The sequence below is a fragment of the Ectothiorhodospira shaposhnikovii genome, from assembly GCF_022227765.1.
Lineage (GTDB): Bacteria > Pseudomonadota > Gammaproteobacteria > Ectothiorhodospirales > Ectothiorhodospiraceae > Ectothiorhodospira.
Genome location: NZ_JAJMLZ010000014.1, coordinates 19,794 through 32,987 on the forward strand (window position 1 = coordinate 19,794; position 13,194 = coordinate 32,987).

Annotated in this window: 11 protein-coding genes, 1 tRNA gene and 1 pseudogene; 5 read left to right on the top strand and 8 right to left on the bottom strand. The window is 63.5% G+C overall.

Annotated elements, in window-relative coordinates; translation table 11 throughout:
- Nucleotides 1-16: 16 nt before the first annotated feature.
- On the bottom strand, nucleotides 17-2,698 hold the full coding sequence (locus LQD11_RS15180) for a bifunctional acetate--CoA ligase family protein/GNAT family N-acetyltransferase (RefSeq protein ID WP_238618309.1): 2,682 nt from the start codon (nucleotides 2,696-2,698) through the stop codon (nucleotides 17-19).
- 167 nt (nucleotides 2,699-2,865) lie between these two features.
- Here LQD11_RS15180 and LQD11_RS15185 point away from each other — a divergent pair, with 167 nt between their 5' ends.
- Nucleotides 2,866-3,795 (top strand): histone deacetylase family protein, encoded by a 930-nt coding sequence (locus LQD11_RS15185; protein WP_238618310.1) that lies wholly within the window; start codon nucleotides 2,866-2,868, stop codon nucleotides 3,793-3,795.
- Nucleotides 3,796-3,853: 58 nt separating this feature from the next.
- On the opposite strand, the gene LQD11_RS15190 is transcribed toward LQD11_RS15185, so the two are convergent.
- The 4 genes from LQD11_RS15190 to LQD11_RS15205 form a co-directional block, all read right to left on the bottom strand.
- Nucleotides 3,854-4,411 carry a thioredoxin family protein gene (locus LQD11_RS15190; protein ID WP_238618311.1) on the bottom strand — a complete coding sequence of 186 codons (558 nt, stop codon included), beginning with the start codon at nucleotides 4,409-4,411 and terminating at the stop codon, nucleotides 3,854-3,856.
- 25 nt (nucleotides 4,412-4,436) lie between these two features.
- Nucleotides 4,437-5,471, bottom strand: a complete 1,035-nt coding sequence (locus LQD11_RS15195) for an NADP(H)-dependent aldo-keto reductase (protein WP_238618312.1) — start codon at nucleotides 5,469-5,471, stop codon at nucleotides 4,437-4,439.
- Nucleotides 5,472-5,608: 137 nt separating this feature from the next.
- Complete coding sequence (locus tag LQD11_RS15200) at nucleotides 5,609-6,499, bottom strand: phosphoribulokinase (protein WP_008933068.1); 891 nt, start codon at nucleotides 6,497-6,499, stop codon at nucleotides 5,609-5,611.
- A 147-nt stretch (nucleotides 6,500-6,646) separates the two neighbouring features.
- On the bottom strand, nucleotides 6,647-8,485 hold the full coding sequence (locus LQD11_RS15205) for an SLC13 family permease (protein ID WP_238618313.1): 1,839 nt from the start codon (nucleotides 8,483-8,485) through the stop codon (nucleotides 6,647-6,649).
- A 187-nt stretch (nucleotides 8,486-8,672) separates the two neighbouring features.
- Between LQD11_RS15205 and LQD11_RS15210 the strand changes: the two genes are divergently transcribed.
- Nucleotides 8,673-9,527: a universal stress protein gene (locus LQD11_RS15210; RefSeq protein WP_238618314.1), complete on the top strand. Its 855-nt coding sequence runs from the start codon at nucleotides 8,673-8,675 to the stop codon at nucleotides 9,525-9,527.
- On the opposite strand, the gene trmB is transcribed toward LQD11_RS15210, so the two are convergent.
- Genes trmB through thiS form a run of 3 tightly spaced genes read right to left on the bottom strand, consistent with a single transcriptional unit; the run spans nucleotide 9,520 to nucleotide 11,330 of the window.
- Entirely contained in the window at nucleotides 9,520-10,236 is a 717-nt protein-coding gene (gene trmB / locus LQD11_RS15215) for a tRNA (guanosine(46)-N7)-methyltransferase TrmB (protein WP_238618315.1), read from the bottom strand. The genes LQD11_RS15210 and trmB overlap by 8 nt on opposite strands.
- A 55-nt stretch (nucleotides 10,237-10,291) precedes the next feature.
- On the bottom strand, nucleotides 10,292-11,104 hold the full coding sequence (locus LQD11_RS15220; protein WP_238618316.1) for a thiazole synthase: 813 nt from the start codon (nucleotides 11,102-11,104) through the stop codon (nucleotides 10,292-10,294).
- Nucleotides 11,105-11,129: 25 nt separating this feature from the next.
- A complete protein-coding gene (gene thiS / locus LQD11_RS15225; protein WP_090209555.1) occupies nucleotides 11,130-11,330 on the bottom strand; it encodes a sulfur carrier protein ThiS in 201 nt (66 codons plus the stop codon).
- A 942-nt stretch (nucleotides 11,331-12,272) separates the two neighbouring features.
- On the opposite strand from thiS, the gene LQD11_RS15230 reads away from it, so the two are divergent.
- From LQD11_RS15230 to LQD11_RS15240, 3 genes and pseudogenes are all read left to right on the top strand, one after another.
- Nucleotides 12,273-12,346, top strand: a tRNA-Gly gene (locus LQD11_RS15230).
- Between the two features lie 209 nt (nucleotides 12,347-12,555).
- Nucleotides 12,556-12,624 (top strand): annotated as a pseudogene (locus LQD11_RS15235) (reverse transcriptase N-terminal domain-containing protein); the annotation flags it as partial.
- Nucleotides 12,625-12,663: 39 nt separating this feature from the next.
- The coding region (locus tag LQD11_RS15240) for a reverse transcriptase domain-containing protein (RefSeq protein WP_240545059.1) at nucleotides 12,664-13,194 on the top strand (531 nt) is incomplete at its 3' end.

Sequence of the window (13,194 nt, forward strand, 5' to 3'; positions counted from 1 at the left end):
GCCCTGGCCGGTGAGGTCAGAGCCGCTTGCTCACCACCTTGATGCCGTCATCCTCGGGGCTGTTGCGGGAGGTGAAGCCCAGTCGGTGCATGAGGGCGATCATGTTGGTGTTCTGGGTCAGCACCTCGCCTTCCATGGTGCGCAGGCCCCGGGAGCGGGCCACGTCCATGAGTTCGTTCATCAGGTGGGAACCGATGCCGCGGCCCTGCCATTCGTCCGCGACCACCAGGCCGAACTCACAGCTCTGCTGATCCGGGTTGGCGGTGTAGCGGGCCACGGCGATCTGCAATTCCGAGCCGTCCGGCTGTTCACGCACCGCGATCAGGGCCATCTCCCGGTCGTAGTCGATCTGGGTGAAGCGCACCAGCATGTGGGGGGTGAGTTCGTGCACTGCCTGCATGAAGCGGAAGTAGCGTGCCTCCGGCGAGAGATTGCGCACGAACTCCTGCTCGATCCTGGCGTCTTCCGGTCGGATGGGACGGATGGTCAGATTGATGCCGTCCGGCAGTTGCCAGTTGCTCACCAGGTGGGCGGGGTAGGGATGGATGGCCATGTGGGCATAGCGGTCCGGCATCGACGGCGGATAGTCCACGGAGATGCGGGCGTCCACCGCCGCCAGTCCCCGTTCGTCGGCGATCAGGGGATTGATGTCCATGTCCTGGATCTCCGGTAGTTCACAGACCATCTCCGACACCCGCAGCAGTACCTGCTCCAGGGCCTCGTCGTCCACCGCCGGCATGTTGCGGAATTCCTTGAGCAGCTTGGCCACCTTGGTGCGGGCGATCATGCCCTCGATGATGACCTCGTTCAGGGGCGGCAGGGCCACGGCCCGGTCCTTGATGACTTCCACGGAAGTCCCGCCGGAGCCGAAGCTGATCACCGGACCGAAGACCGGGTCCCGCAGCACGCCCACCATCAGTTCGCGGCCGTAGGTGCTCTTGTGCATGCGCTCGACGGTGACGCCGTTGATGCGGGCATCGGGTCGCAGGCGCCGGGTGTCCTCGATCATGGTCTGGAAGGCGCTGCGCACGGACTCGGCGCTGGCGATGTTCAGCCGCACCCCCTGTACGTCGGATTTGTGGGTAATGTCGGGGGAGTCGATCTTCATGGCCACCGGATACCCCACGGTGCCGGCCGCCACCAGGGCCTCGCTGGCGGTGTTGGCACGCATGGTCTGGGTGACCGGGATACGGAAGGCAGACAGGACCGCCTTGGATTCCATGGTGCTCAGGACCTTGCGGCCTTCCGACAGGGCGCTTTCAATGATGAGCCGGGCACCTTGCACGTCGGTGCGGGTGCGGTCGGAAAGGGGGCCGGGAACCTGCAGCAGCAAGCGCTGGTTGCGCTTGTGGGCGGCCAGATAGGCAAAGGCCTCCACCGAGGCTTCCGGGGTGGTGAAGTGGGGCAGGCGTTCCTTGGTGAAGTGCTCCCGGGCGGTGCGTACCTGATTGTCTCCCATCCAGCAGGCCAGCACCGGTTTTTGGGTCTTGCGGGCCACCGGGGTGATGGCCTGCGCCACGCCCAGGGGATCGGTCATGGCCTGGGGGGTGAGCATGACGATGGTACCGTCCACGCCGTTGTCATCCAGGCAGGCCTTGAGGGCCGATTCGAAACGTTTGGCATCGGCGTCTCCCAGTAGATCCACCGGGTTGCCGTGGGACCACTGTTCCGGCAGGGCCTTGTTCAGGCTTTCCATGGTGGCGGCGCTGAGCTGGGCCATGGCGATGTCCAGTTCCACCGCCCGGTCCGTGGCCATGACCCCCGGGCCGCCCGCGTTGGTGACGATGGCCAGCCGGTTGCCTTCGATCCGGTAGCCGCTGGAGAGGATGCGGGCCGCGGAGAAGAGTTGCTGGATGGTCATGGCGCGCACGGCGCCGGCCCGTTCCAGGGCGGCGTCGAAGACGTCGTCGGCACCGACCAGGGCGCCGGTATGGGACATGGCGGCCCGGGAGCCTTCCGCATGACGACCGGACTTGATGACGATGACCGGCTTCATGCGGGCCGCTGCCCGCAGGCCGCTCATGAAGCGTCGGGCGTTGCGGACCCCTTCCACGTAGACCAGGATGCTGCGGGTCTCTCGGTCCAGGGCCAGATAGTCCAGCACGTCGCCGAAATCCACGTCCGAGGCATCCCCCATGGAGACCACGGCGGAAAAGCCGATTTCCTGGCTTTCCGCCCAGTCCAGGATGCCGGTGCAGATGGCGCCGGACTGGGACACCAGGGCCAGGTTGCCGGGCAGGGCCCGGTTCTTGCTGAAGGTGGCGTTCATGCCCCGGTTGGGTCGAATGATGCCCAGGCAGTTGGGGCCGATGAGGCGCAGGTCGTACTCCTTGGCGATCTCCATCACTTCCTGTTCCAGACGCTTGCCCACCCGGCCGCTCTCGGCAAAGCCGGCGGACAGGACCACGGCGCCCTTTACCCCGTGTTCGCCGCAGTGACGCAGGATGCCGGGCACCGTGCGCGCGGGTGTGGCCACGACCACCATGTCCACCGGGCGACCGATGGCTTCCACATCCGGATAGGCCTTGCGACCCTGGACAGTGTCATGCTTGGGATTGACCGGGTAGAGCTCGCCCTTGAAACCGGCGTCGATGAGGTTGGCGAAAACCAGGGTACCAAGGGCGTTGGTCCGTTCGCTGGCACCGATCACGGCCACGCTGCGGGGATTGAAGATGCGGCTGAGAAAGTGTGGTCCCATGATTCGACGGTCGACGCCCCTGAGTGAGTGTTCATCCGAGTATAGTATGGGAGATGCTGCGGTGCGGCGAAACCGCTTCTTGAGCAGGGCTTTCATCAGTTTGCACGCCTCTTTTTGCTGCACTGCTTCGGGGTAATATGGTCATGACCACGAAGGAGCCCATGACCATGACCATCGCATTCATTACCCACCATGACTGTACCCTGCATCGGGTTGCCACACATCATCCGGAAGTGCCGGAACGTCTGGCGGCCATCGATGATCGCATGCTGGCCTCGGGGTTGAGCATGCTGCTGCGTCATTATGATGCCCCTCTGGTCACCCGCGAGCAGCTGTTGCGTGTCCATGCCGAGGATTATATCGACTGGGTGGAGGCCTCCGCACCGGGTTCCGGCGGGATGGTCTGCCTGGATGACGGTGATACGGTGATGACCGAGCACACCCTGCAGGCGGCCCGACGGGCGGCGGGGGCGGTCATCCTGGCGGTGGATCTGGTCATGGGCGGCGAGGCTAAATCGGCCTTCTGCAGTGTGCGTCCTCCGGGCCACCACGCGGAGCGCGCCCGGGCCATGGGTTTCTGCATCTTCAACAACATTGCGGTGGGAGCCGCCCACGCCTTGGCGCGTCATGGTCTGGAGCGGGTGGCCGTGGTGGATTTCGATGTGCATCACGGCAACGGCACCGAGGAGATCTTCCGCAATGAGCCGCGGGTATTGTTCTGTTCCACGTTCCAGCATCCCTTCTATCCCTTTACCGGAACGGAGGTGGATACCGACCATATCGTCGGTGTGCCCTTGGCCAGAGGGACGACCGGGACGGAATTCCGGGAAGCGGTGGCGGAGCACTGGCTGCCGGCCCTGGAGGCCTTCCGGCCTCAGCTGATGATGATCTCGGCCGGTTTTGATGCCCACCGGGAGGAGGACATGGCGGATTTCATGCTGATCGAGGACGACTACGCCTGGGTGACACGCAAGCTGAGGGACATTGCCCTGCGCCATGGGGAAGGGCGGGTGGTGTCCTGCCTGGAGGGGGGCTATGCCCTGTCGTCCCTGGGGCGGTCGGCCTGCGTGCACGTGGATGCCCTGATCGGGCCGTGACGGCGCCCCGTCCCCGATCCTTCTCCCCCCTGCCGGGGGAGAAGGGAGGCGTGTCAGGCTATGCCTTCCACTTGATGTTGCAGCCCAGGCTGGGTGTCTGGTCCTGGGGTGCCGGCCGCCCCGCCAGCAGGGCGTCGGCGGCGGCCCGCAGGTCAGCGCCGGTGACCGGGATGTCGCTGCCGGGTCGGGAGGCATCGAACTGCCCCCGGTAGAACAGCCGCCGGTCCGCGTCGAACAGATAGAAGTCCGGCGTGCAGGCGGCGTCATAGGCCCTGGCCACTTCCTGGGTCTCGTCGAACAGGTAGGGGAAGGTGTAGCCGAAACGACGGGCCTCGTCCTTCATCTTTTCCGGGCTGTCTTCCGGGTAGTTTTCCACATCATTGGCATTGATGGCGATGACGGCCAGCCCCTTCTCGGTATAGGCGCGGCCGAAACGGGCGAACTCGTGCCGGATCAGCTGCACGAAGGGGCAGTGATTGCAGATGAAGGCGATGACATAGCCCTTCGCATCGGGAAAGTCATCCAGGGATACCCGCTTGCCGGTACTCGGGTCGGGCAGGCTGAATGCCGGGGCTTGGGTGCCCAGTTCCAGCATGTTTGATTCTGTTCTTGCCATGGTGGCTTTCCTCCTCGTGATGGCGTCATGGGCAGGGGATGGTGTGGCGCTGATGCACCGATTCGATCTCCTCCAGGACGGCTTGGCTCAATGTGATCTCCAGGCTGGCGATGTTCTCTTCCAGTTGTTCCAGCCGGGTGGCGCCGATGATGTTGCTGGTCAAAAAGCTGCGACTGTTGACGAAGGCCAGGGCCATTTGGGCCGGTGACAGTCCGTGGCGTCGGGCGATTTCCACATAGGCGCGGGTGGCGGCCACGCCGGTTTCCCCGGAGTAGCGGGAGAAGCGGGAGAACAGGGTCAGGCGGCTATCGGCGGGGGGTGATTCCAGGTATTTGCCGCTCAGGGCGCCGAAGGCCATGGGGGAATAGGCCAGCAGACCCACCTGTTCCCGGTGCGCCATTTCCGCCAGCCCCACCTCGAAGCCGCGGTTGAGCAGGTTGTAGGGATTCTGGATGGACACGACGCGAGGCAGGCCTTGGCGCTCGGCCACGCGCAGATATTCCATCAGGCCCCAGGGGGTCTCGTTGGAGATGCCGATGGTGCGTACCTTGCCGGCCTTGACCATGTCCCCCAGCACCGCCAGTGTTTCGGCGATGGGGGTGTCATCGGCTTCCGGCTGGTGCTCGTAGCCCAGCTTGCCGAAGTAGTTGGTGCTGCGCATGGGCCAGTGGATCTGGTACAGGTCCACGTAGTCGGTTTGCAGGCGCTGGAGGCTGTCGTGCAGGGCCTGCTCCAGGTGAGCGCGGTCGTGTCTGGGGCCGCCGCGGATATGGCCCAGCTCGCTGCCGGGGCCGGCGGCCTTGGTGGCGATCACCAGGTCGTCCCGGCGTCCCCGCCGGGCCAGCCAGTTGCCCAGATAGGTTTCGGTGCGCCCCTGGGTCTCGGCCCTGGGGGGTACCGGGTAGAGCTCGGCGGTGTCGATGAAGTTGATGCCGTGATCCACGGCCATGTCCAGCTGGCTGTAGGCCTCGGCTTCGGTGTTCTGTTCGCCCCAGGTCATGGTGCCCAGGCAGAGCAGGCTCACCTGGATGTCCGAAGTGCCCAGAGTCCTGTATTGCATGATGTTCTCCCGTCCGTTTCAAGCGTTCAGGGGCATGGTAATCCAGGATGTCCGCAATGACACGGCAATGGGGCCGAGAGGGATGTCCCGCCGGGGCTTGGGGTGGCAATCCCCGGCGGGTACAGAGCACGTCGGGCTTAGCCGCGTTTTTCCAGCAGGTCGCGGATGATGGGCGCCAGGATGATCTCCATGGCCAGCCCCATCTTGCCGCCGGGCACCACGATGGTGTTGCGCCGTGACATGAAGGAGTCATGGATCATGTTCAGCAGGTAGACGAAATCCACTCCGAAGCGTTTGGGATCACGGAAGCGGATCACCACCAGGCTTTCGTCCGGGGTGGGAATGTCGCGGGCGATGAACGGGTTGGAGGTATCCACCGTGGGTACCCGCTGGAAGTTGATGTCGGTGCGGGAGAATTGCGGGGTGATGAAGTTCACGTAGTCGGGCATGCGCCGCAGGATGGTGTCGACAATGGCCTCGGCGGTGTAGCCTCGTTCCGCGTTGTCGCGAAAGATTTTCTGAATCCACTCCAGGTTGACGATGGGGACCACGCCGATGCCCAGATCCACATGTCGGGCCACGTCCGTGTCACCGTGCTTGACCAGGCCGTGGAGGCCCTCATAGAACATCAGATCCGTGCCTGGCGCGATGTCTTCCCAGGGAGTGAACTCACCGGGCTTGAGGTTGCCGTTGAGACGGCCATTGTGATGGGCGGCCTCGTCATCATTGTGGATGTAGTAGCGCTTCTTGCCGGTGCCTGTTTCGCCGTAGGTATTGAACAGTTCCTCCAGCTTGTCGAACAGGTTGGCGTCGGGGCCGAAATGGCTGAAATGGTTGTTGCCCCGGGTGCCGGCCTCTTTCATCGCCTGCTTCATTTCCACCCGGTTGTAGCGGTGGAAGCTGTCGCCCTCGATGACCACCGGGTTGATATGCTCACGACGGAAGATGTGTTCGAAGGCATTCTTGACGGTGGAAGTGCCGGCGCCGGATGAGCCGGTGACGGCCACGATGGGATGTTTCTTCGACATGTTCTGACTCCTCGTTGCTTGATGGTAAAAGCCTGCGACTCATTATTTATTTGATTTATTTGTATCTATCGGCACGGTCGCCGTGACCCGGGCCGTATGCCTTGTCATCGCTGCAAAGTCGTGAGTCCCGTTCGTGTCGTGCTGGGCCTAGAACACCAGGTTCAGCATCACCAACGACACGATCAGGAACAGAATCGTCATGATGCCCCCCGCCCTCACGAAGTCCATGACCCGGTAACCGCCAGGTCCCATGATCAGGGCGTTGACCTGGTGGGTGGGAATCAGAAATGAGTTGGAGGTGGCGATGGCCACGGTGAGGGCAAATACCCTTGGATCCGCGTCCATGCCCATGCCTTGCGCCGCCACGGCAAAGCTCACCGCCAGCGGCACCAGTAGCACTGTAGCCCCCACGTTGGACATCACCAGGGTGAAGAACGTCGCCAGTATCGCCATGGTGGCCTGCAAAATCCAGGGAGACACCTGGCCGAGCAGGGAGAGGGTCTGCTGGGCGATCCAGGCGGCGGTGCCGGTCTGATCCACGGCGGCCCCCAGGGGGATGAGACTGGCCAGCAGGAAGACCGTCTTCCAGCTCACGGCCCGGTAGGCCTCGTCGATGCTCAGCACGCCGGTCAGGATCATGCCGACGGCCCCCGTGAGCAGGGCCACCGACAGCCGCAGGTCGGTGAACAGGATCAGGGCCAGGGTGATGAGAAAAAAGGTCAGGGCGAAATGCACCTTCTGGGGGCGCAACTCCTCGTGGGGGTAGTCGCTGGTGATGACGACGAAGTCACGGTCCTTCTCGATCCGGGCCAGCGAGTCCCAGCGGCAATGGCAGACCAGGGCATCTCCCGCCTGCAGCGGGACTTCCCGCAGACCCTGGCGAATGGTTTCCTCGCCCCGATGAATGCCCAGGACCGACAGCCCGTAGGTCTTGCGCATGGCAATGTCGGTAACCGAGCGCCCCACCAGATGGGAACTGGGCGGGATCACCACCTCGCCGATGCCCGACCGGTTGGGTGCCAGGGCGTCGGCGAAGATGTCCAGCCGGTCGTTGAGCCGGTTGCCGCTTCTGGCGGCAAAGGCCTCCAGGGCTTCATGGCGCCCCAGCAGGGCCAGGTGGGCATTGGGCGCGATGGTCAGGCCGCTCCAGGGGCCGACCCGACGCTCTCCGTTCATGAAGGTGGCCACGACGATGACGGGGAATTCCCGTTCCAGGTCGCCGACGGTCTTTCCCGCCAGCGTGCTCTCCTCGCTCAGGCGCATTTCCCGGATCACGAAGTCCAGTCCGTAGACCCGCTGAAAATAGGCTTCGGTGCTTTCGGCATTGGTACTTTCCCCCTTGGTGGCGGGCAACACATAACGGCCCAGCAGGACGAAATAGAGAATCCCGGTGGTCACCAGGGCCAGGCCGATGGGGGTGACATCAAAGAGATGGAAGGGCTCCATGCCCTCCGGCAGGAGATCGTTGAGCAGGATCAGGGGGCTGGAACCCACCATGGTGATGGTGCCGCCGAGGATGGCGCAAAAGCCCATGGGCATGAGCAGCCGCGACATGCTCAGGCCGGTGCGGGCGCTGATGCGGGAGACCACGGGAATGAACAGGGCGGCGGCGCCCACGTTCTGCATGAAGCTGGAGATCACGCCCACGGTGCCGGACACCATGGGCAGGATGCGCCGTTCCGTGTGGCCGCCGACCTTCATGATGAAGCTGGCCACCTGGCTCATGACACCGGTCTTGTCCAGTCCGGCGCCGATGATCATGACCGCGATGATGGACATGACGGCGTTACTGGCAAAGCCGTTGAACAGGTTCTGGACATCGGTGATGTCGTGCAGGCCCGGCACCAGGCTCATCAGTCCCAGCAGCACCATGATGCAGATGGCGGCCACATCCACTCGAACCACTTCGGTGACGAACAGGACGATGGTGAGTCCCAGCAGCCCCAGGACCACCATCATCTGCGGTGTGAGAACGAGTGATTCCATTTGGATTATATGTGTATGAGCTTATGCTATATATATTTCAAACCTTTCCATTATTTCATCATATTCTTGAAATGCAACTCCCCATCCGGGGCGTCATGGCGCCCCGGGACAGGGCCGCGCCTCTGGTCCGTGGGACAGCAAGTTCGCTATGCTCCCTGAACGACCTTATCGCCAGGAGACCCCTGCCATGGACTCACAGCTCTCCCCCGTGGGGCGGTTCCAGACCCTCCTGCTGGCCACCGACGGCACCGAATGCAGTGCCGGCGCGGAAGCCGTGGCGCTGGGCGCGGCATCCCGCTGCGAGTCCCGGCTCATCCTCATGCGGGTGGTGCTGACCAATCCGGAATATGAGTCCATGGCGCCCGACCGGGTGGCGGACGAGACGGCGGCGGCTCGGGACGACCTGGAGCGCCTGCGCAAGCGGGCCGTGGACATGGGCATCGCCTGCGAGACGGTGATTCGTCATGGCGTGGATGCCTATCTGCCCGTGGTGCAAGCGGCGGAAGAAAAGCGCGTGGACTGCATTGTGGCGGGGCGTCGGCAGCGCAGTGACCTGGCCCGTCTGATGGTGGGGGATTCCACCGCCAGGATCATCGGTCATGCCCCCTGCAGCGTGCTGGTGGCCGCCCAGGGCGCGGATCGCCCCCGACGCCGGATTCTGGTGGCAACGGATGGGTCCCGGCTGGGGGATGCCGCCTGTGTGGCGGCGGCGCACCTGGCCGAGGTCTGCGAATTGCCCCTGACGGTGCTGACGGTCACATCACCGGATCAGAGCGAAGAGCGGCGGGTAGAGGCCAGTCAGACGGTGCAGCGGGTGCTGGACAGTCTGATGCGTGAGCGTCGGGGGCGGGGTGCGGGGCTGGAGGGCATGGTGGAGCAGGGGCGGCCGGACGCGGTGATTGTGGATGTGGCCCGCGGCCGTGGGGCGGACCTGATCGTGGTCGGCAGTCACGGCCGCACCGGTCTCAAGCGCCTGTTCATGGGCAGTGTCTCCGAACGGGTCATTGGTCATGCCCCCTGTCCGGTGCTGGTCATCAAGTAACCGCCGGTTCCCTGGCAAACAGGACGTCCCACACGCCGTGCCCCAGTCGTTGTCCCCGTTGTTCGAATTTGGTCAGGGGACGGTATTCGGGGCGGGGGCTGAAACCCTCGCCGGCCAGGTTGCGGAATCCGGCGGCCTGATTCATCACCGTCAGCATGTGTTCGGCGTAGGGTTCCCAGTCGGTGGCCAGGTGCAGTACGCCGCCCGCCCGCAAGCGCGATCCCAGTAGTGCCACGAACGCCGGCTGTACCAGGCGCCGCTTGTGATGCCGCTTCTTCGGCCAGGGATCGGGGAAATAGATCTGTATCCGGTCCAGGGATCCTTCCGGAATCTGCAGTGTCAGGACTTCCACCGCGTCATGGCAGGCCACTCTCAGGTTGGAGAGTTGCAGGGCCTCGATCTGTTGCAGCAGGTGTCCCACGCCGGGGCGATGGACTTCCACCCCGATGAAGTCCCGGTCCGGGTCTTCGGCGGCCATCCGTGCCAACGACTCCCCGTTGCCAAACCCGATTTCCAGCGTGACCGGCGCCTGTCGGCCAAACAGGGCGGGCAGATCCAGCGGCTGTGGCGTGAATGCCAGCCCCCAGCGCGGCCAGAGGTCATCCAGGGCGCGCTGCTGGCCGATGGTCAGTCGTCCTTCACGGCGGACGAAGCTGCGGACCCGGCGGTGACCGTCGGCGGAGGGCGTGAAAGGCAGTGAGTTATTCATGAGGCGGGATCAGGCCATGGCGGACCCGGTTGGGTCCGCCGATAGTAACGATGGATTAGAAGAAGGTGCCGTCGATGGGGGACGAGGCAGAGGCATAGCGTCGGCGCGGCATCCGGCCCGCCAGGTAGGCCTCGCGACCGGCCAGGATGGCGTGTTTCATGGCCGAGGCCATGAGGACCGGGTTGCGGGCGGCGGCGATGGCGGTATTCATAAGTACGCCGTCGCAGCCCAGTTCCATGGCGATGGCCGCATCGGAGGCCGTGCCCACGCCGGCGTCGACCAGGATGGGCACATTGGCGTTTTCCACGATCTCCAGCACGTTATAGCGATTCTGGATGCCCAGGCCCGAGCCGATGGGGGCGGCCAAGGGCATGACGGCCACGCAGCCGATCTCTTCCAGGCGCTTGGCCAGGATCGGGTCATCGCTGGTATAGACCATGACCTTGAAGCCTTCGGCGACCAGGGTTTCCGCGGCCTTCAGGGTCTGTACCACGTCGGGGTAGAGGGTTTTCTCGTCACCGAGGACTTCCAGTTTCACCAGGTCGTGGCCATCCAGCAGTTCCCGCGCCAGACGACAGGTGCGCACGGCATCTTCGGCGGTATAGCAGCCGGCGGTGTTGGGCAAGATGGTGTAGCGATCCGGGGGGAGTACGTCCAGCAGGTTGGGTTCATCCGGATTCTGGCCGATGTTGGTGCGTCGGATGGCGACCGTGACGATCTCGGCGCCGCTGGCCTCGGTGGCCTGGCGGGTCTCTTCCAGGTCCTTGTATTTGCCGGTTCCCACCAGCAGGCGGGAGCGATAGGCGGTGCCGCCGATCACCAGGGGGGAATCGGTGGTCGTATCCGGGGAGTGGCTTGTGGTCGACATGGGGATACCGTGTATGTGTTGAGGATTAACCGCCGCCGATGGCCTGCACGATCTCGATGCGATCGCCGGGAGCAAGGCGGTGGGCGTCGAACCGGCTGCGGGGCAGCAGTTCGCCGTTCACTTCCATGGCCAGGCGGCGACCGGTCAGGCCCAGTGCTTCCACCAGTGCGGTTGCGGTGGGCGGCTCCGGCAGTTGGCGGGTTTCGCCATTGACAATGATGTCCATCGTGGAATCTTCTTAAGTAGACGGATGGCAGGGGAGGCATCTTAACGTAAAGCCGTCGCGTTCGGGACGCATGGTCCCGCGTGCGTCGTGACCGTTGAGAAGCGAACCCCGAGCGCATACACTATGGTCACTGCGCGGGTGTAGTTCAATGGTAGAACCTCAGCTTCCCAAGCGTGCGACGCGAGTCGCAAAGGTAGCTAGCCTTCCCCCACGTTTAAGAGGGGTAGAGTAGCACCCAATCGGGTATCAGCGTCCGACCCTTGTGGTCGGGGGTCATGGTGCCCTAGCGGCGAAGGCCGCTTCAATGATTGTCCAGCATCGTCTTCGGGCGATTGCAGTGGACCGGATGTTCAGCCATCCGTAGCCTAGGGGCGGTGCGGCGTTGGTAACGACGCGGTGCTAAGCGCCCTGACAATGTAGCCACCCATGCGGGTACATGCCGTCCCGCGAGGGGTGGCATGTGTAACCAGAAGACGCGTCTGGTGAGGCGCTAGGCTGGTCTAAAGGGTTAGCGTAAGCTAATCGCTGTTAAACGCCGTAAAGTTGAACAGGCCAAAGCGTCTGACAGGCCTGAGCCAAAATGGCAAGTGGTCGGTTGTCCTGTTGCTTGGTCGGGACACGCTGACATCAGCACCACCGGCGGAAAGGCGAAACCCTCGTAGACCGTGTCATTGACGCGGAACGCGGTAAGCCCGACACGCTGTCCCCTCGGGGACTAGGCCCACCGCAAGGTGTGCCGAAGGCGTAGCGGGTAAAGGATCGTGGAGAAAGCGAATGCCCTGCTGTAATGGTGGGGATAGGGGATGAAACGATCGCCCCGATGCGAAAGCATGCTGACTTCCACGTGGTGGCCTGTCGCTAGATAGGCCTGTAGAAATCGCCCTGAGGGGACTGTACACGGTCCCCTCAGGGGAGAAGCGTGTATCAGTCCTCAAAGGTACCGCGGGTGTAGCTCAATGGTAGAGCTCCTGCTTCCCAAGCAGGCGACGTGGGTTCGATTCCCATCACCCGCTCCACTCCTGTCCCGTTCCGGGATGGGGTTCACCTAGGAGACTGATATGGACGCTATTTCACATAAATGCGATGTCGTCTCCTCCGACTGGACGCACTGGCACCAGATTCATTGGTTCAGTAGCTACCAGGCGGTGCGACGACTACAGACCCGCATAGCGAAGGCGCTCAGCTTGGTGACTGGCGTAAAGCCAGACGTCTGCAGCGGCTGCTGATACGCTCATCGAGCGCAAAGGCGATCGCGGTAAGGCGTGTCACCGAGAATCGGGGTCGCAAAACCCCCGGCGTGGATGGCATTACCTGGTCCACTCCGGAGTCGAAAATGATGGCCGTCCGGGCTCTTGAGCCCAAAGGCTATCGACCAAAGCCTCTTCGGCGTATTCACATTCCCAAAGCCAACGGAGGGAAACGCCCGCTGGGTATCCCCACGATGCACGACCGAGCCATGCAGGCGCTGTATCTGCTGGCCCTGGAACCTGTCGCGGAGACCACGGCTGATCCCAATTCCTACGGCTTTAGACCCGAGCGTTCCACGGCGGATGCTATTGTCCAATGTCGGAACGCACTCGGACGCTCCCACTCTCCGGAGTGGGTGCTGGATGCCGATATCAAGGGTTGCTTTGACAATATCAGCCATGACTGGATGGTGAAGCATGTCCCCATGGATGTGTCGATCCTGAAGAAGTGGCTCAAGGCAGGGTATGTGGCCCAAGGGCGTCTGTTTCCGACCCAGGCCGGCACTCCGCAAGGCGGGATTATCTCGCCCACCCTTGCCAACCTCGTGTTGGACGGGCTGGAACGTGGGTTGAAGGAGCATTTCCCACGGCGGGCGAAGCTCAATGTGGTGCGGTAC